Below are 19,125 nucleotides of genomic sequence, written 5' to 3'. Positions count from 1 at the left end.
CTCTTTAATGCGGTCGATGGTCAAAAGGATCAGCGTCACCGCTTCGCCGGTCACCGGCATGCCGTCGCGGAATTTGCCCATCAGCGTCTCGGCGGCGTGCGCTAGCGCTTCCAGCCGCGGCAAGCCTAGAAACCCGCAGGTTCCCTTGATGGTGTGGACCAGCCGAAAAATGTTGTCGAGAATCTTGGCGTTGTTCGGATCCTGCTCGAACCGCACCAGCTGATTGTCAACCGTGTCCAGGCTCTCATTCGTCTCCGTCAAAAACTCGCGCAACAAGTCGTCCATCACGATACGCCTTTCAATACTCTTCGAGCCGCGCTTGCCGGGCCGCCGATTCACCAGCCCCGCTCACGTCGCCGCGACTTTGACGCCCGCCCTCATCGCCCCCCGGTGAGCGGGCCTGCGCCGCGAACGGCTCGCATCCTTCGTCCACCGGGCGTCATCTTTACCGATCAAACCTTACATTTCGTGTACTCGCGCAGCGCACGCTCGACCCATCAGCAGTACCTTTGACGTGTCTACCCGCCCGTTAATTTCAGTATTGGTACAAATACGTGTGGTTTGGCCGCGCAACGCGTGTGCCGACCGGCATGAGATCAGCGCGGCTTTTCGCCGGCGGCTGCGTCCGTCACCGCGATGTTGCGGGTAATTATCGATTGATACACGCAAAGCGCGAATGCGCCGATGGCGGGCGCCGACGCGGCGCGAGCGCCGCGCTAAGCGGCGCGCACCGTGGTGAGAAACAGACCGACCTCGTCCTTCAGCCGGTTGCTGTCGCGCGACAACGACTGCGCCGCGGACAGCACTTCCGACGAGGCCGCGCCGGTCTCGCTGGCGCCGCGCTGCACGTCGCCGATATTGGCCGAGACCTGCTGGGTGCCCTGCGCCGCCTGCTGCACGTTGCGGGAGATTTCCTGCGTCGCCGCCCCCTGCTCTTCCACCGCCGCGGCGATGGTCGAGGCGATCTCCGACATCTTGCCGATGGTGTCGCCGATTTCCCGGATCGCGCTGACCGACTGCTCGGTGGCGGTCTGGATGCTGGAAATCTGCTGGCCGATTTCGCCGGTGGCTTTCGCGGTCTGCTCGGCGAGCGCCTTGACCTCGGACGCCACCACGGCAAAGCCGCGACCGGCCTCGCCGGCGCGGGCCGCTTCAATGGTCGCATTCAGCGCCAACAGATTGGTCTGCCCGGCGATCGCGTTGATCAGTTCGACGACGTCGCCGATCCGCGCCGCGGCCATCGCCAATTCGCCGACCCGGTCATTGGTCTTGCGCGCCTGGTCGACCGCCTCATGGGCGATTCTGGCGGAATCCTGCACCTGACGGCTGATCTCGTTGACCGACGAACTCATCTGTTCGGTGGCGGAGGCCACTGACTGCACGTTGGTCGAGGCTTCCTCGGAGGCCTGGGCGACCACGGTGGCAAGCCGCTGCGAGCGCACCGCCGTGGTGGTCAAGGTCGACGCCGAAGCCTCGAGTTCGGTCGAGGCCGACGACACCGTCTCGATGATCTCGCCGATCGCGCTTTCGAAGCGGTCGGCCAAGTGGTGCATGTCGCGGCGCCGATGCTCGGCCTGCTGGTGCTCCTGATTCATGATCGCCTCGGCCTCGGTGCCGGCCTTGGCTTCGGCGTTCTGACGGATCACCATGATGGTCTTGGCGATGTCGCCGATTTCGTCGCCGCGGCCGGCGCCTGGAACGACGACGGCGAGATCGCCCCCAGCCATCCGCGCCATCGCGTCATTGAGCCTGGTCATCGGCCGGGCAATGCCGAGAAACGAGAAGGCGCCGGCGCCGATCAGCACCAGGATGATGGCGCCGCCAAATCCGAGACTGACGCGCCCGGCCTGCGCCATCTGCTCGGCCGCCCGCGCCTTGGCCTCGGCCACCGCCTTGCGCGAGGCCGGCACCGCGGCGCGCAACTGTTCGGCGACCTGGTTGGCGATCGGCACGGTGCGGGTCTTGCTGATCGTGGATTTCAGCAGGTCGGCCTCGATCACCTGATCGGTGCTCGACACGAACGCTTTGACCAGGAGCGTCAGCTTTTCGATGCCGCTCAACACCGTGCTGTCGACGACGTAGTTGCGCGCCTTGCCCAGCGCCTCGGTGAGGATCGCGGCGTTGCGCACGATCTTGTCCTTCTGATCGGTCTCGCCGGTGGCGAAGAACCGCCAACCCGCGGCACGCACCGCGTTCAGCGCGCCGTCGGCGTCACGCAGGTGATTTTCGATGGCGTCGCGATACGGCGAGCCGACCGACGACATCGACGCGAACAGTCGATCGAGCGCGACGTCCCATTCCGCCGAAATCGCGATGCGTTGTTTGTTGAGCTCGAGAACCTTGGCCATCAGCGCCGCCTGCTCGTCGGCGCCCACGCCGTAGGCCTCGGTGTTTTCCTTGATCTTGGCGAACAGCTGCTTGCTCTCCGGCAGGAACGACAGCGTCAAGGCTTCGTCGAGCAACTGGCTCTGGGTCGCCTGCGCCGCTTTGAAATCGCTCCTGCCCTTGGCGACCTCGTCGGGCGTGCGCGCCAGCCGCACCGCGCGGACCGCGAGCTGCATGTTGCGCATTTCGGACTCGGCCTTCAGCGCCGCATCGGAGATCTGCTGCTGGATGTCGGCACGGCGGTTGGCCTCGGCGACCGAGGATTCGGTGGTCTCCAGATTGGCCACCATGCCGATCGCCAGCAGAATGCCGAGGCCGCTGGCCAGCGCCAGCTTGTTTCCGATGCGATTGAGCTTCATGACGCGCGCTCTCTGATTCGTCTCGTCGCCGCGTGAACCGCGCTTCGGCTGATGGCAGCGGACGCAGGCGATGACCGGCCGCCGGCTTTGTGTCGGGCGGCGCGCACGGTTCAGGCGGCGCGCACCGTATTGAGAAATTTGCTGACCTCGTCCTTCAGCCGGCTGCTGTCGCGCGACAAGGACTGCGCCGCCGACAGCACCTGCGCCGAGGCAGCCCCTGTCTCGCTGGCGCCGCGTTGCACGTCGCTGATGTTGGACGACACCTGCATCGTGCCCTGCGCCGCCTGCTGCACGTTGCGGGAAATTTCCTGGGTCGCCGCGCCCTGTTCTTCCACCGCCGCGGCGATGGTCGACGAAATCTCCGACATCTGCCCGATGGTGACGCCGATCTCCCGGATCGCCGCGACCGAACCCTGCGTCGCAGACTGGATCCCGTTGATCTGCTGGCTGATCTCGCCGGTGGCCTTGGCGGTCTGTTCGGCCAGGGCCTTCACCTCCGAGGCCACCACCGCGAAGCCGCGGCCGGCGTCGCCCGCGCGCGCCGCCTCAATGGTCGCATTCAGCGCCAAGAGGTTGGTCTGTCCGGCGATGGTGTTGATCAGTTCGACGACGTCGCCGATCCGGCTCGCCGCCTGCGCCAGTTGCGTGATCCGCTCGTTGGTCTTGTGCGCCTGCTCGACCGCGGAGCCGGCGATCCGCGCGGAATCCTGCACCTGGCGGCTGATCTCGTTGATCGAGGAGGCCATCTCCTCGGTGGCCGAGGCCACGGTCTGCACATTGGTCGAGGCCTGTTCGGAGGCGGTGGCGACCACCGTGGTCAGCCGTTCGGTCTGTTCCGCGGTGGCGGTGAGGGTGCCGGCATTGGCTTCCAGCTCGGCCGAGGCCGACGACACCGTCTGCACGATCTTGCCGACCGCGCCTTCGAATTCGTCGGCCAGCCGGTGCATGTCCTGCTTGCGGCGTTCGATGGCGGCGTGCTCCTGCTCGGCCTGCGCTTCGGCTTCGGCTTGCGCGCGCTGCGCGGCGTTCTGACGGATCACCACCACGGTCTTGGCGATGTCGCCGACCTCGTCGCCGCGCTTGGCGCCGGGAATTTCCACGTTGAGTTCGCCGGCCGCCATCTTGCCGAGCGCGCCGTTGAGGTTCATCAGCGGCCGCGACACGCTGGCGAAGCCGAACACCACGGAGGCCACCGAGGACAGCATCACCAGGATGCCGAGCGCGAAATTGACGCGGTTGGCGGAGGACAGGTCGGTCTTGGCGCGGCTCTTGGCCTCGTCGGCGAGGCTCTCGCTGGCGCCGACCGCGGTGCGCATCAGCTCCAGCGCCCGGTTGCCGAGCGGCCGGGTCTGCACCTCGACCAGCTCCTTGCGGGCGAGTTCGGTGGTGACGCCCTCGGCCGAGGCATCGTAATAGCCGGTCAGGATCGAATTCATGAAGTCGACGTCGCCGATGAATTCCGGATCGCTGTTCAGCCGGCGCAGCCGCATCAACTGCGCGTTCAGATCGCCGGGCAGCCGTTCGATGATCTCTTTCTGCTCGGCCTCGCCGGTGGTGCCGAACCGCCAGGTCGCGGCTTCCAGCAGGTTGAAGGTCGCGTCGGTGGCATACAGCACCTTTTCGACGTCGGAGCGGCTGGCGGCCTCCATGCCGACCACTTGCGCCTGCGCCGATTCCATCGCGCGGCGCCATTCACCGATGATCACGCTGCGCATGTCGAGGATTTCCAGCGACTTCAGCTGGGTCTTGGCGATCTGTTCGGCGTGGCGGAAGTAGTCCGCCGCGACGGTCTTGACGGTGTCGAGCCGGCTGTTGGTCTCGGCGGACGCGGTCTCGCTGGTGGCGGCGTCGAGCTCGCGGCTGGTCAGCGCATTGGCCTCGCGCAAATTGCCGAGCGCCGTGTCGGTTTCCGCCGCGGTCTTCGCCAGCAGGATGTCGCGCACCGAAAGCTGCATCCGGCGCAGCCCGACATCGGCCTCCAGGGCATGGCGGGCAATGCTCTGCTGGGCCTCGGCGCGGTCGTTGCCGCGATTCACCGCGGTTTCCGAGATCATCTGATTGCCAGACATGGTCAAAGACAGCGCGATGCCGACCAGGCCCGCGATCCCGAGCTTGTAGGCGATGCGATTAAGTTTCATGCCCCGATGCCTTGTGTTGCGCCGGACAATCGAAACCGCCAACAGGAGGGCGTGATGCGTGTCGACTGCCGGCGGCGAAGATTGCTCCGTGTCCGAAACTGACGGAACGACATTCTGCTGCGGTACGCTTGGGGGATGAAGTTCGAATTAATTTTCAGTCCGGAAATGAGTAAAGATTGCCGGGATTGAGCGGAAAAGGTAGCGAGGTGAGATGGTAGTTGCCGGCACGGCCTCGTAGTTGTTTCGGCCGTCGCTGCTGACGAAGCCGAGGCGGCTTAACGCCGGCGGCTTAACGCCCGGTGGCGCGGCCGGCGGGTCGATCGCGCGGGGTCTGCGCCGCGGCGCGCCCCCGCCATGGCCAGTCGATCACTTCAGCGCAATACAGCGCCCACCAGATGATCACCGGCTGCAGCGCCAGCCGTGGCCCGTGATACCACCAGCTGCTGGGTAGTCCGGGCAGCTCGATGCCGGCGAAGGCGTGCTTGATGTTGGCCGGCCACACCAGCAGCGCGTAGAGCGCGAACGCCACCCCGGCCCACCAGCGCAGCGCGGTCAGCAGCGCCAGCGCGCCGGCGATCTCGCACAGCCCGGTGACGAAGATCACCTGCGGCGCGAACGGCACGAAGGACGGCGTGATCGCCAAGAGCTGGTCGGGGGCCGTCAGGTGCAGCACGCCGGCGGCGGCGAAGAACACCGCCATGACCCAGCGCATCACCGCGCGCGCGGCGCCGGGGGAGGCGCCGGGGCGCGCGGCGGAGTCCATGCGCTAGGCCTTGTCGACGATGTCGGTGCGCGGCCGGTCGTTGCCGCGCGCGGTCTCCTCGTGCCAGTGGCCGTGTTCGTCCTCGTATTGGATCACCTCGGTCGTGCCGGGGACGCGCTGCTCGGCGGCGGCGCGACGCGCCGCGGCGGCCGCGGCCTTGTGGTCGGGAAACGCCTCCGAGAACACCTCGCCGACCTGGTAGGCCCAGCCGCCGTCATGTTGGACGATTTTGTAGACGACCTGTGTTGTCATGAAACCTCGCTGTGGTCGATGCCCGGGCAAACGGCGTTCCGGTGCGGCGGTGGGGTGGTCAACGCGCCCGCTGCGCCCCGGTTCCGGGGTGGGATCCGGCGTGGCATAATACCATTTGCACGATTTGCTTGCACGCAAGCCGTGTAGCCGGCCATGATCACCTCCAATAATAAAGGGAGGGACGTCATGGTGATCGCGACACGCGTGCTGCGGCTGCGCGGCGAAAGCGCGGAGATTCCGATCCGGATCTTTGCGCCGGTGCAGGCCGATCGCGGCTGGGACTGCAGTTTCGAGATCGGCTGGCCGCAGGGCGTGCAGCACAAGCGCGTCAACGGCGCCGACGCGGTGCAGGCGCTGGAATTCGCGCTGCGGCTGATCGGCACCTTGCTCTACAGCAGCGACCTGCACGAGGCCGGCCGGCTGATGTGGGATCAGCCCGGCCGCGGCTACGGCTTTCCGGTGCCGCATGCGCTGCGCGATCAGTTGATCGGCGACGACGCCCGGCTGATGTGAGCGGCGATAGCGTTTTCGAGCGAAGTGGCTCCCGGTTCGCGTTAAGAAAACGCGTCAAAACAAGAATCGAGAACTCCGGTTCTGATTCTCACAGAACCGAATAGCTAGGCCGCGCTGCGGCCGGGGCCGCGGGCGTCCTGGCCGGCCGGCAGCACCACCAGCGCGTCGTCCTTGCGGCAGATCCCGAAGGTGCCTTGATTGTTGGCGGTGAGCAGGATGGTCGGCTCGCCGCAATGCTCGCAGACGAAGATGCCGGCGTCGTCGAAGCGGCCGGGCAGCTTGTCGGTCTTGGCGATCAGCGTGCATTCGTGGCTGACCGGATCGATGCCGACCTTGGCGCCGCAGGAGAAGCAGAACCGCACTTCGCTCTCGGTCTGGCCCTCGTCGATATTGGCCGGAATCCGCGAGGCGCAGACCGGGCAGGCGGCGGTGACCGCGACGGTGGCGTGCGAGGCGCCGCGCGCCCGCACGAACACCGCGCCGTTGGTGGCGCGATGCGCGTGGAAGCGCTGCTTGCAATGCTCGCAGGTCGGCGTGGCGCTGTCGCCCGGATGCAGGCCGATCGGAAACGACACCGGCTTCTTGCAGTTCGGGCAATTCTCGGTGACCTGCGCCGGCGCGGCGCTGGCGGGCGCCGGCGTTGCCTCGGCGGCTTTCGGCGGAGCGGCGCCGGGCTCGGCAGCCGGCGCCCCGGCGGGCGCGCGCTCGGTGGCGGCCGCGGCCTTGCCGTCGAGCCGCTGCAGCAGCTCCTCGACGTTGTCCTTCATCGAGGATACCAGCGGCTGGTATTGCGCGATCTCGCTGACCGGTTGGGCATCCAATAGCTTGCTGAATTCTTTGAGCAGACCGCGCACCCGGGCGGTCTCGCAGCCGTCCAGCGGCAGCGCGCCGGTGAGCTTGCCGAGCTCGTGAATCACGCCGGAGACATTGGCGATGCTCTGTTCGATCTGGCCGAAATACACCGCCGGGTGCTGCGCGTCGGCGAGCCCGAGCTTCACCGAGGTGCGGATCTGACTGGTGGAGAGTTCGAGCTGCCGCGCCAGCACGCCGAGATGGCCGCTGACCCGGGTCTCCGAAGCGTCGTGGCCGAAGGTCCAGGCGATCGCGATCGCCGCCAATGCTGCGCCGGCGATCGCCAGCAGCTGGCCGGAGAACCACACCCAGCCGGTCTGCGAGCCGAGCAGCACACCGATCGCGATGATGAAAATCCCGACCGCGGCAGCGATGGTTTCGACCGGGTGGGCCAAAAAGAAATCGTCAAGTTTTTTGCTGAGCACCGCACACCCGCCCATTGGATCAGTTGTGGATAACCTACCAAGGATTCTGTGCGCCTGATAGACGTACCTTCGATCACTCGCGGCTTTTCGCGCGCAACGTTAAAGCCGATGCAACATGCCGCAACGCAAAAGCTTTGCCTATACAATGTTACTCCCGCACCCCCGAAACTTTGGTCGAACGGCGGCCGCCTCGCCGATCGGCCGATTGCCAGAACCGCCGCTTGCGCTAGCTTGGCCGCGGGTCGCCGCGATCCCGCGCGACCTTGTCCCGCTACAGGTTTCACCGTGACCGCATCCGCGCCGAGCGTCATGCCCAAGCAGGCCTTGCCCAAGCAGGCCGAGCCCGAACAGGTTGCCTCCGAAGTGATTGTCGGCAGCCATGCCTTTCGCCGCGGCGTTGCCGAGGTGCGCACCGGGCGCGCTCCGCGATTCGACGATGATGTGCTGGCGCAGGACGGCATGCAATGGGCTTACGAATGGGGCCGACAGTTCGCGCTGCTGGCGCCGCCCGACCTGCCGCTGATCTCGCCCGACGAGGGCACGCTCAATCCCAAGGCGGTGTATCTGTTCAACGTCTATCTGCAGCGCGGGCAATTGTGCAGGTAGGAGGGCCATGTGATTTGCAGCCCGCAGGAGCGAAGCGATAGGCAGGTCTGTGCTGCTCGCTCGTTGCACCGTAGCCCGTACTCCTGATCGCCCTCGAGATAGGACCAGTCGGCGATATCCTTGAACGTGAAGGCGGGGCGGTCGCCGTATTTCAGGTTGAGGCGGTTGCGCGGCGCGTTGACGACGCGGCCGACGAATTGGTCGCCGCGATGTTCGAACCGACGGATCCAGAGAGATTCGCTGTTCTGCCGGAGCGGGATTTCGCTCCTGACTGAGAAATTGCGCTGCCCCGCGGCGCGGCGATCGGCCGGCGCCAGGAAGGCGGTCATTCCGGCACGGGCTTTACCTGGCTTGGCGCTGGTCTTGTTAGTCGTCTGCGGCGGCGAGATTGCCGCCGGCCCGTCGCCGCGATAGCTTCGGCCGGACATGTGAGGAGCAAGACAATGGCACTTGACACCGACAAGATCGACCGCGCCGCGCTGGCGCTGTTGTATCTGACGCTGCACGACGGCGACCGCGCCTGGAAGGGGTTCGACTGGGATGTGCTGGACCGGCTGCACGACAGCGGCATGATCGACAATCCGGCCAGCAAGGCGAAGTCGGTGGTGTTCACCGAACCTGGACTGCGCCGCGCGCGACAATTGTTCGACGAGATGTTTGTGAGCGAGGCTTAAACGGCGAGCGAACGCCCCGCGACGGGGGCGGGGGCGTCGGGATCATCATCGGGCGCGCGGTCCCGGGCGACAGCGCGTCGGCCGGCGCTGGGATTACGTGCAGTTTCGCAGCGATATTCGGTTTTGCGACACAAATGTTTGCAGCACAGATGATTGCAAGGGCATCATTCATAAGGAGGCGTCGATGTCCCACGAGACCGTCTATATGGAGGAGTACAAATCATTACGGCAGGAGATCCTGACCAAGCTCAGCGAGCGGCTCGAGCTCAATCGCTGGGGGCTGATCTGGCTTGGCGTGATCTACAGCTACATCCTCGCCAACCCGGAGCGCGCCATTCTGCTCTGGGTTCCGGTGGTGCTCTCGATCGCGTTGATCGCGCATTTCAACGAAGAGCACCGAATGGTCGATTGCATCAGCGTCTACATCAAGGAGCAATTGGAAGGCTGGGCGGCGGGCGGCCGACCGCCACAGGGCTGGGAGACTTATAAGAGAACGCTGCAGCCGCGCCGCTGGTGGAAATGGTGGCAGCGCTGGCCGACCTATCTGTGGGACTGGACGCCGGTGCCGATTTGGATCCTGATCTTCCTGATCACGCTGGGGATCGCCGTCGTCATGGATACCGACCTGTTGACCGCGATCCGGCCGACGCACGCGGCGCTACCGAGCTGCGGACCCAGGGCATAAGCCTTGCTCATTCGCGGGCCTAATTCACCGGCGTCACGTCCTTGAGGCCGGTGGCGCCCATATAGACGCCGAGCAGCCGCATCGGCGTGGTGCCGGTGTTGACGCCAAAATGCGCCACATCCATCGCCTCGATCAGCGCCTCGCCCTGGCGATAGAGCTTGGTGCCGTGGGCGCCGTAGTCGACCGTCAATTCGCCTTCGAGAATGTAGGCGAACAGCGGCACCTCGTGCTTGTGCAGGATGGTGCGCTGGCCGGCCGCCAGCGTGACGATCGCCGCGGTGACATGCGCATCGCCCGGCGGGTAGTGGATGGTCTCGCCGAGAATGGTGCTGCCGGTGGACAGCAGCGGCACCGCGGGATAGCCGTGCGGCGGGTCATAGGCGGCGGCCGGGGTGGTACTGGCGCAGGCGAGAATGGCGAGCGCGATCGCGGGAATGTTGCGGTGCATCGGTTCTCCTTCGCAGATGAAAGCGCTGATCGCGCCGCTTGCTGTCAGAACACGCGGGTGTTTGCTATCAGACGGAGCTTGCTATCAGACGGAGCTTGCCGTCAGACCCATTGACGCCGACCCGATCGGCCGCAATGCAACACAAAAGACTTCGACGCCTGGAACGCAACGACGCATCCCAACTATCGCGTTTTAGAGCGAACTGGCTCCCGGTTCGCGCGAAGGAAACGCGTCAAAATAACAATCAAGAACTCCGGCTCTGATCCTATCAGAACCAGGAAAAGCTCTAGGATGATCAGCGTGCCAACCGGATGTCAACCGCGGAGATCCGGGCGCGTGACACGTCGTCGGGGGGGGGGGCGCCGTCGCCGCAGCAGCGCAGCTGCCTTGCCGCAAGGTGGCGTGACGCGCAAGCGATCCGGAACAGCGCCTCCTTGGAGCCGGACCGAAAAAGCAGCGAGCAAAGTTAGGGGTTTTGTCATTGCAAGCCGAGGGTGGCGCGAAACGCCGGCTTCGATGTGAAGCAATCCAGGGGCTGCGCGTGTGGCCCTGGATTGCTTCGTCGCAAGTGCTCCTCGCAATGACGGGTCTAATGCCTTATTTCATATCGCTTTTTTAGTCAGACTCTCTTTTTGATCAGACTCTGAGGTCCGCTGGCGCGCTCGCCGGACCGGCGAGGCACGCTCACGGTGGTTTGAGTTGTAGCAGCGGTGCTCCTCAACTAAGCTCCGTCGCTGTTTCATTCGTTCATTCCGTTTTTTTTGAAATACCTCAGAAATACAGATAGCTCAGAAATACCGATCTCAGCATTCCAACAGATATCAGAAATACATTTGTCAAATCATCGAATTCACTCAAGGGAGCAACGCAAATGGCAACCGATTTGAAAGCCCTCGAAGCCTTGCCGCCGTCGACCACGTTCCGGCGGATCGATTTCGACACCGCCAGGGTCGACCCTGGATTCCTGCCGAACAGCTGGTTCTTGACCGTCAACGGCCGAAAGCCATGGGCCTCGATGACCGTGGAACTGGTGCCGCTGGTCTACGTCAAGCGGCCCGATTTCTGGGGCATCGAAGTCGTCGCCGCGCAGCGGGGCATCGGCATTCCGCTGGAAGTGCCGTACTCCGTGGTGCTCGAGATCAGCAATGTGCTCGGCACCGCCGGCATCGAAGTGATCGGCGCCACCAAGTCGGAGAAGATCAAGGTCGGTTCGGGGCAGGATCGCTGAGCGGCGCCGGCCTATTAGTCGTCGATGAGCGCATTTCGGTTTGGATGGAAACATCCAACCCGAATGCCGCCGTCATTCCGGATTGCGAGTTCGCAAGAACGAGCAAGTCCGGAATCCATGCCCTGAGAGCCCGACTCGAACAATAATGCATTGAATACACTGCAGCGAATACACTGTAGCCGATCCATCATTGCGAGCCGAGGGCGGCGCGCAGCGCCAGCCGAAGAGCGAAGCAATCCAGGGGATTCATGCGCGGCCCCGGATTGCTTCGTTGCAAGAGCGCCTCGCCATGAGGAACTCAAGCACCTGATTATCTCGGCGCTAAGCAAAATAGCCCGCATGAGCGCAGCGACATGCGCAGGCTTCGTCGCACGAGGCCGCGGATGTCGCACCGCTCAGCGGGCGACGTAGCTGCCGCGGGCGAGGCGCTTGCCGCTGCGGGCGGCTTCTGTGCTACTTGAATTCGCCGTGCTACTTGAGTTCGCCGCGACTGTTCATGTGGCTGTCCTCATCGGTGGTCGCCGCCGTCAACTCCACCACGATGCGTCGCCGGCTGTTCAATCGAAACAAGGTGTGCACCTTGTTGCCGACCGTCGCGCAGCCGCCGCGCATGTTGGGCAAGATCAAAACCGCTTCGCTCATCGTCCGCTCCTCATGAAATTCTGCCAGGACAATGGGATGGCTAAACTTTGGTTCGTTGTCGAAGAATTTATGGTTAATGTTTGGTTAAGGCACTGGCCGCGCCGGTGAACCCGAGGGCAGGCAGCAAGATGACGGACAGGTTGTCGGTGATGGCCGGTGGCCGGGACGGCCCCGGCCGGTTAGCGCTGTCGCTGGTTTATCCGCGCGGCCGGATCGACGTCGGGCTCGCTGACGTTCTGTCGATCGAAGCCGTGGCCAGCATCAGCTTCGCCATCGACGGCGGCTCCGCGACGTTTCCGGCGCCCTCCGTCGAAGTGAAGTTCGTACCGCACGTCAATGCCCGCCTGCATCGCCTGACCTCCACCATGATCGACGAGCCACTGGACATCATGGTCGGCGGCGAGGTCGTCGCGCGCCCGATCGTCCGCGAACCGCTCGGCCTGCAAGGATCATTCAGGATTGCGGCGGCGGACATCGAGGCGGCCGAAGCCATGGCCGCGAAGCTGCGCAAGGGATTTGTTGGCCCGAATTTGCGCGTGGTGTGAGGGAGGAAGCGGGGCCGGTGCATCCGGCCGTCGTAGGATGGGTTGAGCGCAGCGAAACCCATCATAGTTTTGGAAGCTGCAAGGATAGCGCCGTAGCCCGGATGAGCGCAGCGAGATGCGAGGAAGTAACACCTCGCACAAGACCCCGGATATCGCTTCGCTCATCCGGGCTACGCTTGCTACGTTTGGTCAAGTGCCTATGTGATGAAAGGCGCCAACAATCTTGTTGCCCTGGAATTTGCTATTGATGAAGAAGCGGTAGCCAAAATCGTAGAAGGGAGGTGGAAACAAGGCGTGTGTGCCCAGCGTTGTGCCATCACCCAACCAAGACTGAGCTTCTGCCAAAGGAATTCGAATAATTCCGCAAATCTCTGACGAATAGTCGAGAGGGCGTCGAAGCCGGTCGCCCCGCATGCGAAAGAGCACGCCGTGCTGAGCGTGTGGTCTTAAGAAGAGCGAAGGGCATGCGATTCGAAGGTCAACACATTCGGTAGTTGGTCCTTTTGAGAGACCGGGCTTGCTCGCGAAATTCTCCGCAATGTCGACGGCAATCAACAGGATGTAGGCAAACGAGTTTACGTCCTTTCTCCGCTCGAAGTGAAGGTATTGTCCGAGTTCACCGGTCGCATGGGCCTCACGACAAGCAAACCAGAGAGCCACCCAAACGTTGTCGACCAAGTCTATCCAGGACGTTCTGAATCCATAATGTTGGAGAAGCGGCTCATAAGCGTATCGACCAAATGACGCCATGAGACGAATTCGACCAGCAATATCGTCGACGGCTCTCTTTAACGCTACGATTCGCGTATCTTGAGCATGCCTAGATGCGAATCCACCGCGAAATAGACCCGGTAATAGTCCAGTGTAGAGCTTAGTCTGGCCACGGAAGAATATGGCTTTTTTCCTCGGCCCTCCGATGAATTTTAGATAGCCGGCAGCTTGGGTAAGGGCGTGGGCATTCTTGACGTCAAAAACCATTTGTCCCGAGGCAGCATCCGGAACGTAAGTAGCACCCTCAATGTTGAGTTTAGCCAGCGATGCAGCAAGCAAGGAGGCGGTTATCATTGTTCCACCAATGCCATGCGTGAAACCATCACAGCTCGTAGGATGGGTTGAGCGCAGCGAACCCAACAAAACTGTGGTGCCGGAGTGATGGGTTTCGCAAGAGCTCAACCCATCCTACAGACTGATTGCGTCGCGCCTATCCGTCTTTTGGATACGACGGGCCAAACAAATGGCCGGGCTTTCGCCCTGCCGTTCTTTTCAGATGCTCGCCCGGGTCAAGCCCGGGCAACGTTGTGCTAGCGAGGGAAGGCCCGCCTTACGACAGCGCCTTGTTGCTTTCCTTCACCTTCTCCGCGTCCAGATAGAGCTGCTCGCCCATCGATTTGAACTTCTCGCTCATCTGCGCCATGCCGTCCTCGATCACGCCGCTTATCGTCATCCCGACGCTGCCCAGCGCGCCGCTGGCCAAATTCAGCGCCGCCTTCTCGTTGTCGCCGAGGCCGTCCGCGTAGTCGCGCACGTCCTGGGTGATCTTCATCGAGCAGAATTTCGGCCCGCACATCGAGCAGAAATGCGCCACCTTGTGGGCGTCCTTCGGCAGCGTCTCGTCGTGGAACGCCTGCGCGGTGTCGGGATCGAGGCCGAGATTGAACTGATCCTGCCAGCGGAAGTCGAAGCGCGCGCGCGACAGCGCGTCGTCGCGCAGCTGCGCCGCCGGATGGCCCTTCGCCAGATCGCTGGCATGCGCTGCGATCTTGTAAGTAATCACGCCGGTCTTGACGTCGTTGCGGTCGGGCAGACCGAGATGCTCCTTCGGCGTGACGTAGCACAGCATCGCGCAGCCGAACCAGCCGATCATCGCAGCCCCAATGCCCGAGGTGATGTGGTCGTAGCCGGGCGCAATGTCGGTGGTCAGCGGCCCGAGCGTGTAGAACGGCGCCTCGCCGCATTCCTTCAGCTGCTTGTCCATGTTTATCTTGATCTTGTGCAGCGGCACGTGGCCGGGGCCTTCGATCATCACCTGGCAGCCCTTGTCCCAGGCGATCTTGGTGAGCTCGCCGAGCGTCTCCAGTTCGGCGAATTGCGCGCGGTCGTTGGCGTCGGCGATCGAGCCCGGCCGCAACCCGTCGCCCAATGAGAACGACACGTCGTATTTGCGCATCAAATCGCAGATCTCGTCGAAATGCGTGTAGAGGAAGCTCTCCTGATGATGCGCCAGGCACCACTTCGCCATGATCGAGCCGCCGCGTGAAACAATGCCGGTGGTGCGGTTCGCGGTGAGGTGGATGTATTGCAGCCTGACGCCGGCGTGAATCGTGAAGTAATCGACGCCCTGTTCGCACTGCTCGACCAGCGTGTCGCGATACAGTTCCCAGGTCAGTTTGACCGGATCGCCTTCGCATTTCTCCAGTGCCTGGTAGATCGGCACGGTGCCGATCGGGATCGGCGCGTTGCGCAGGATCCATTCGCGCGTGGTGTGGATGTTGCGCCCCGTCGAGAGATCCATCACGGTGTCGGCGCCCCAGCGGATCGCCCACACCATCTTGTCGACTTCTTCCTCGACAGAGGAGGTGACGGCGGAGTTGCCGATATTGGCATTAATTTTCGTGAGAAAGTTGCGGCCGATGATCATCGGCTCCAATTCGCCGTGATTGATGTTGGCGGGGATGATGGCGCGGCCGCGCGCGATCTCGCTGCGCACGAATTCCGGGGTGACGAAGGCGGGCACTGACGCGCCGAAGGATTCGCCGTCGGCCAGCGCCGCCTCGGCGCGCTCCAGCTGTTGCTTGCGGCCGAGATTTTCCCGCGTCGCGACGTAGATCATCTCCTTGGTGATGATTCCGGCGCGGGCGAATTCCAGCTGCGTCACCATCGGCGGATGGCCGGAGCCGCGCGCATAGGCGATGCCTTGCTCCCTCCCCCCTTGCGGGGGAGGGTTGGGGAGGGGGGTAGACGAGAGCACGGCGTTTGTTGCTCCCCCCACCCCCGACCCCTCCCCGCGAGGGGGAGGGGAGTTCGCCGTGCTTGCGGCGGGCGCATCGAATCCGCGCAGCGGCGCGTGATGCGCGGTGAAGGATTTGGCGGCGTGGGCGGCGCCGACATTGCCGTTGTCCTCGGGCTTGACGTCGCGGCCTTGATATTCCTCGACGCCGCCGCGTTCCTTGACCCAGGCGGTGCGGATCCGCGACAGCCCGGCATTGACGTCGATGGTGACGCTGGGATCGGTGTAGGGGCCGGTGGTGTCGTAGACCGGCAGGTTCGGCTCGCCGGCGCCGTCGCTGAGAATGATTTCGCGCAGCGGCACGCGCAGCTCCGGCGCCGCGTCGGGGGTGGCGAAGATCTTTCGGGAGGAGGGCAGCGGGCCGGTGGTGACGGCGGGCAGCGTGGTGTCGGGATTGGACCGGATGTTCATGCTATCCTCCTGTTTGTGTTGTTATCGACGGGTAGCGTTTGTTGACGTCATCCTGAGGTGCGAGCGCCCTTGCGCGCCTCGAAGGATGACGGGTCGACGATCGTCGCTGCCGTCGCCCTTCGAGGCTCGCCGAAGCCGGCTCGCACCTCATGGTGACGGCAATCCTCACTTGCGTCGGCTCATCACTCCGCCGCGCCGACATGGTCGAGCCAGGCCCGCACCCGCGCGTCGGGGTCGGGGTTCTGTGTCACGTCGCTGACCACGGCGATCGAATCCGCGCCGGCGGCGAAAATCTCCTCGGCCTGTTCCAGCTTGATGCCGCCGATCGCCACCAGCGGAATCGAGCCTGCGCGCTTCTTCCACTCGGTGATCTTCGCAACGCCCTGCGGCGCAAAGCGCATCGATTTCAGCGTGGTCGGAAAGATCGGCCCCAGCGCGATGTAGTCGGGTCGTGCCGCCAGCGCGGTTTCGAGTTCGGCGTCGTCATGCGTGGAGAGCCCGAGCGTCAGCCCGGCGCGGCGGATCTCGGCGAGGTCGGCGCCGGCGAGGTCCTCCTGGCCGAGATGCAGATGCTCGGCGCCGGCGACGATCGCGGCGCGCCAGTAATCGTTGATCACCAATTTGGTCGGGGTGTTCTTCACCAAGGCGAGCGCGTCGCTGACCAGCTGCAGCGATTGCGAATCGTCGAGCTCCTTGACCCGCAGTTGCAGCGTGCCGACGCCATGCGCGGTCAGCCGCGCCACCCAGGCCAGGCTGTCGACCACCGGATAGAAGCGATCAGGATACGGCATGCCAGAACGGTGTCCCGATCACAGGGGTGGAGGGCGAGGCGAAGTCGCGGGCGTCCATCAGCCCGGCCTCGTAAGCGGTGCGGCCGGCTTCGACCGCGAGCTTGAAGGCGCCGGCCATCGCCACCGCGTCGGCGGCCTTGGCGATCGCGGTGTTCAAAAGCACGGCGTCGAAGCCGAGTTCGAGGGCGGCTGCGACATGGCTCGGCGCGCCGAGCCCCGCATCCACCACCAGCGTGATGTCGGGTAATCGATCGCGCAGCAGCTTCAAGGCGTCGCGGTTGGTGATGCCGCGCGCGCTGCCGATCGGCGCCGCCCAGGGCATCACGACCTTGCAGCCGGCGTCGACCAGCCGCAGCGCGACGCTCAAATCCTCGGTGCAATAGGGAAACACCTCGAAGCCGTCATTGATGAGTTCGGTCGCGGCCTCGACCAGCCCGACCACGTCGGGCTGCAGCGTGTCGTTGTCGGCGATCACTTCGAGCTTGATCCAGGAGGTGCCGAACAATTCCCGCGCCAGCTTGGCGGTGGTCACCGCCTCGCGCACGGTGCGGCAGCCTGCGGTGTTCGGCAGTACGGTGACGCCGAGTTCGCGGATCAACGACCAGAACACGTCGCCGGCCTTGCCGCCGGCGGTCTCGCGGCGCAGCGACACGGTGACGATCTCGGCGCCCGCGGCGCGGATCGCGTTCTGCATGATCGCCGGCGATTCATACAGCGCGCTGCCGATCAGTAGCCGCGAGGAAAATTCCTTGCCGCAGAAGGTCACCATGGGCGGCACTCCTTTTCGCTACTCACGATACCCGTCATCCTGAGGCGCAAGCGCGCTTGCGCGAGCCTCGAAGGATGACGCCACCGCAGCACGGCGCCCGCGGCGCATTCTTCGAGACGCGCGCCGAGGTCGGCGCGCTCCTCAGGATGACGCTGCGACGCGTTGCGGGCGAGCAAAGTGGACGGCATCGCTCAGCCTCCCTGTCGCGGGGTGATGATCTCGATCTCGTCGCCGCTGTTGAGCGGCGTCGCCGCCCATTTGCCGCGCGGCACCACCTCGAAATTCACCGCCACCGCGACGTGGCTGCCGGCGTAGTCGAGTTCGCTCAGCAGCGCGTCGACGTGGCCGGCGGCAATCTCGGTGTGCTCGCCATTGACGATCACACGCATTGCATCACCTCGTTGTTGATCACGCCGCGCTGCACATAGGCCAGCGTCATCTCGGCGAGCGCCGGCGACAGCAGGAAGCCGTGGCGATACAGGCCATTGACCGCGATGCGGCCGTTGCCGAGCGAGATCCGCGGCAGGTTGTCGGGGAATGCCGGGCGCAGCCCGGAGCCGAATTCCAGAATCCGCGCCTCGCCGAACGCCGGATGCAGCGCATAGGCCGCGGTCAACAGCTCCAGCGCCGAGCGCACGCTGACGCCCTCGTCCTCGCTCTCGATGGTGGTGGCGCCGACCATGAACACGTGGTCGGGCCGTGGGATCACATAGACCGGCCAGCGCGGATGCATCAGCCGCACCGGGCGCGACAGTTCGACGTCCTTGGACTCGATGACGATCATCTCGCCCTTGACGCCGCGCAGCTCGGGCGCCGCGTCCCGCGCCGACAAGCCGCGGCAATCGATCACCACGCCGTCGAGTTCGTCGGGGTTCTGCGCCGACATGAAGTGGATGGTGCCGCCGGCCGCGATCAAGCGCTCGTGCAATTTGGCGAGCACCACGCGCGGCTCGACATGGCCCTCGTCGGCAAAAAACAGTCCTTCGCGGAAGCGGCCGGCCAGCGCCGGCTCCAGCTCGGCGACGCCCTTGGCGTCGAGCCTTTGATGCCCGGTAGTCAATTTGGCGAAGCGCTCGTAGTCGGCGCGGTCGCGCGGATGCGCCACCAGCAGCGAGCCGTTGAACACGGTGTCGGGGAATTCCTCGCGCCACAGATCGAGCGAGCGCATGCCGATCCGGCTGATCACCGGCTCGGCCGATTCGGCCTCGCACCACGGCGCCAGCATGCCGCCGGCCCAATGGCTGGTGGCCTGGGTCATTTCGGAATCGCCGCTCTCGTAGAGCGTGACGTCGCGTCCGGCGCGGGCCAGCATCAGGGCCTGCCAGGCCCCGGCAATGCCGGCGCCGATCACCGAAACGGCTGCGTTGGTGCGAAGATCAACGGGCAACGGCCCGCGTTTAGTCTGCGTCGTCTGGTACATCCCTGTCCCTTCGCCGGCATGACCCGGATCAGGTTCAAAGGGTCACCGCGACCCGGCTTTTCGCGTCATGCGAAGGCCAGCAAGCGGTATCTCAGCTCCTCGTCGGAGCCCCCCTCGGAACAGGCCGCAATGTAGGCCGATAGCGCCGTCTGTCAACGCGCCTTTGGCAAGGGTGGTTTGCCGCCGCCGCTGCATCGGTGCATGCGCCGGGT

21 protein-coding genes and 1 riboswitch are annotated in these 19,125 nt (G+C 64.5%); of the genes, 6 read left to right on the top strand and 15 right to left on the bottom strand.

Annotated elements, in window-relative coordinates; translation table 11 throughout:
* From VGC77_RS22690 to VGC77_RS22670, 5 genes are all read right to left on the bottom strand, one after another.
* A partial coding sequence (locus tag VGC77_RS22690) for an Hpt domain-containing protein (RefSeq protein ID WP_331169796.1) occupies nt 1-285 on the bottom strand: 285 nt, incomplete at its 3' end.
* Nucleotides 286-716: 431 nt separating this feature from the next.
* The gene (locus VGC77_RS22685) at nt 717-2,744 is read right to left on the bottom strand and encodes a HAMP domain-containing methyl-accepting chemotaxis protein (RefSeq protein ID WP_331173818.1); all 2,028 of its coding nucleotides are present in this window, start codon (nt 2,742-2,744) and stop codon (nt 717-719) included.
* 110 nt (nt 2,745-2,854) lie between these two features.
* Entirely contained in the window at nt 2,855-4,882 is a 2,028-nt protein-coding gene (locus VGC77_RS22680; RefSeq protein WP_331173817.1) for a HAMP domain-containing methyl-accepting chemotaxis protein, read from the bottom strand.
* 289 nt (nt 4,883-5,171) lie between these two features.
* Nucleotides 5,172-5,645 (bottom strand): DoxX family protein, encoded by a 474-nt coding sequence (locus VGC77_RS22675; protein WP_331173816.1) that lies wholly within the window; start codon nt 5,643-5,645, stop codon nt 5,172-5,174.
* 3 nt (nt 5,646-5,648) lie between these two features.
* Nucleotides 5,649-5,897, bottom strand: coding sequence for a hypothetical protein (locus tag VGC77_RS22670; protein ID WP_331173815.1), 249 nt, complete (start codon nt 5,895-5,897; stop codon nt 5,649-5,651).
* A gap of 186 nt (nt 5,898-6,083) precedes the next feature.
* Here VGC77_RS22670 and VGC77_RS22665 point away from each other — a divergent pair, with 186 nt between their 5' ends.
* A complete protein-coding gene (locus tag VGC77_RS22665) occupies nt 6,084-6,410 on the top strand; it encodes a DUF6968 family protein (protein WP_331173814.1) in 327 nt (108 codons plus the stop codon).
* A 104-nt stretch (nt 6,411-6,514) separates the two neighbouring features.
* Here the strand turns inward: VGC77_RS22665 and VGC77_RS22660 are convergent, their stop codons facing one another.
* Nucleotides 6,515-7,702: a hypothetical protein gene (locus tag VGC77_RS22660; RefSeq protein WP_414709712.1), complete on the bottom strand. Its 1,188-nt coding sequence runs from the start codon at nt 7,700-7,702 to the stop codon at nt 6,515-6,517.
* 270 nt (nt 7,703-7,972) lie between these two features.
* Here VGC77_RS22660 and VGC77_RS22655 point away from each other — a divergent pair, with 270 nt between their 5' ends.
* Nucleotides 7,973-8,293, top strand: a complete 321-nt coding sequence (locus tag VGC77_RS22655) for a hypothetical protein (RefSeq protein WP_331173812.1) — start codon at nt 7,973-7,975, stop codon at nt 8,291-8,293.
* Here the strand turns inward: VGC77_RS22655 and VGC77_RS22650 are convergent.
* Nucleotides 8,263-8,721 (bottom strand): DUF2314 domain-containing protein, encoded by a 459-nt coding sequence (locus VGC77_RS22650; RefSeq protein WP_331173811.1) that lies wholly within the window; start codon nt 8,719-8,721, stop codon nt 8,263-8,265. The genes VGC77_RS22655 and VGC77_RS22650 overlap by 31 nt on opposite strands.
* 15 nt (nt 8,722-8,736) lie before the next feature.
* On the opposite strand from VGC77_RS22650, the gene VGC77_RS22645 reads away from it, so the two are divergent.
* Nucleotides 8,737-8,967 carry a DUF6429 family protein gene (locus tag VGC77_RS22645; RefSeq protein WP_331173810.1) on the top strand — a complete coding sequence of 77 codons (231 nt, stop codon included), beginning with the start codon at nt 8,737-8,739 and terminating at the stop codon, nt 8,965-8,967.
* Between the two features lie 184 nt (nt 8,968-9,151).
* Nucleotides 9,152-9,652, top strand: coding sequence for a hypothetical protein (locus tag VGC77_RS22640; protein WP_331173809.1), 501 nt, complete (start codon nt 9,152-9,154; stop codon nt 9,650-9,652).
* A 19-nt stretch (nt 9,653-9,671) separates the two neighbouring features.
* Here VGC77_RS22640 and VGC77_RS22635 read toward each other — a convergent pair whose 3' ends face one another.
* On the bottom strand, nt 9,672-10,100 hold the full coding sequence (locus VGC77_RS22635; protein WP_331173808.1) for a cupin domain-containing protein: 429 nt from the start codon (nt 10,098-10,100) through the stop codon (nt 9,672-9,674).
* Between the two features lie 871 nt (nt 10,101-10,971).
* On the opposite strand from VGC77_RS22635, the gene VGC77_RS22630 reads away from it, so the two are divergent.
* On the top strand, nt 10,972-11,328 hold the full coding sequence (locus VGC77_RS22630) for a hypothetical protein (RefSeq protein ID WP_331173807.1): 357 nt from the start codon (nt 10,972-10,974) through the stop codon (nt 11,326-11,328).
* A gap of 471 nt (nt 11,329-11,799) precedes the next feature.
* Here VGC77_RS22630 and VGC77_RS22625 read toward each other — a convergent pair whose 3' ends face one another.
* Nucleotides 11,800-11,970, bottom strand: coding sequence for a hypothetical protein (locus VGC77_RS22625; protein ID WP_331173806.1), 171 nt, complete (start codon nt 11,968-11,970; stop codon nt 11,800-11,802).
* Nucleotides 11,971-12,050: 80 nt separating this feature from the next.
* Here VGC77_RS22625 and VGC77_RS22620 point away from each other — a divergent pair, with 80 nt between their 5' ends.
* Nucleotides 12,051-12,515: a SecDF P1 head subdomain-containing protein gene (locus VGC77_RS22620; protein WP_331173805.1), complete on the top strand. Its 465-nt coding sequence runs from the start codon at nt 12,051-12,053 to the stop codon at nt 12,513-12,515.
* A 189-nt stretch (nt 12,516-12,704) separates the two neighbouring features.
* On the opposite strand, the gene VGC77_RS22615 is transcribed toward VGC77_RS22620, so the two are convergent.
* The 6 genes from VGC77_RS22615 to VGC77_RS22590 all read right to left on the bottom strand — a co-directional run bounded on the left by VGC77_RS22615 (nt 12,705) and on the right by VGC77_RS22590 (nt 18,913).
* Nucleotides 12,705-13,580 (bottom strand): FRG domain-containing protein, encoded by an 876-nt coding sequence (locus VGC77_RS22615; RefSeq protein WP_331173804.1) that lies wholly within the window; start codon nt 13,578-13,580, stop codon nt 12,705-12,707.
* Nucleotides 13,581-13,836: 256 nt separating this feature from the next.
* Complete coding sequence (gene thiC / locus VGC77_RS22610; protein WP_331173803.1) at nt 13,837-15,933, bottom strand: phosphomethylpyrimidine synthase ThiC; 2,097 nt, start codon at nt 15,931-15,933, stop codon at nt 13,837-13,839.
* Nucleotides 15,934-16,115: 182 nt separating this feature from the next.
* Nucleotides 16,116-16,724 (bottom strand): thiamine phosphate synthase, encoded by a 609-nt coding sequence (locus tag VGC77_RS22605; RefSeq protein ID WP_331173802.1) that lies wholly within the window; start codon nt 16,722-16,724, stop codon nt 16,116-16,118.
* Nucleotides 16,711-17,493 (bottom strand): thiazole synthase, encoded by a 783-nt coding sequence (locus VGC77_RS22600; RefSeq protein ID WP_331173801.1) that lies wholly within the window; start codon nt 17,491-17,493, stop codon nt 16,711-16,713. The genes VGC77_RS22605 and VGC77_RS22600 overlap by 14 nt, the downstream gene beginning before the upstream one ends.
* Before the next feature lie 191 nt (nt 17,494-17,684).
* Nucleotides 17,685-17,882, bottom strand: coding sequence for a sulfur carrier protein ThiS (gene thiS, locus VGC77_RS22595; protein WP_331173800.1), 198 nt, complete (start codon nt 17,880-17,882; stop codon nt 17,685-17,687).
* Nucleotides 17,873-18,913: an FAD-dependent oxidoreductase gene (locus tag VGC77_RS22590; protein ID WP_331173799.1), complete on the bottom strand. Its 1,041-nt coding sequence runs from the start codon at nt 18,911-18,913 to the stop codon at nt 17,873-17,875. The genes thiS and VGC77_RS22590 overlap by 10 nt, the downstream gene beginning before the upstream one ends.
* A riboswitch (TPP riboswitch) is annotated at nt 18,901-19,038 on the bottom strand. Its footprint overlaps the gene before it by 13 nt.
* Between the last annotated feature and the right edge of the window lie 87 nt (nt 19,039-19,125).

The sequence above is a fragment of the Rhodopseudomonas sp. genome, from assembly GCF_036404135.1.
Taxonomy (GTDB): domain Bacteria; phylum Pseudomonadota; class Alphaproteobacteria; order Rhizobiales; family Xanthobacteraceae; genus Rhodopseudomonas_A.
The sequence above is the reverse complement of the archived record's forward strand: the minus strand, read 5'-3'. Positions and strand labels throughout refer to the sequence as shown.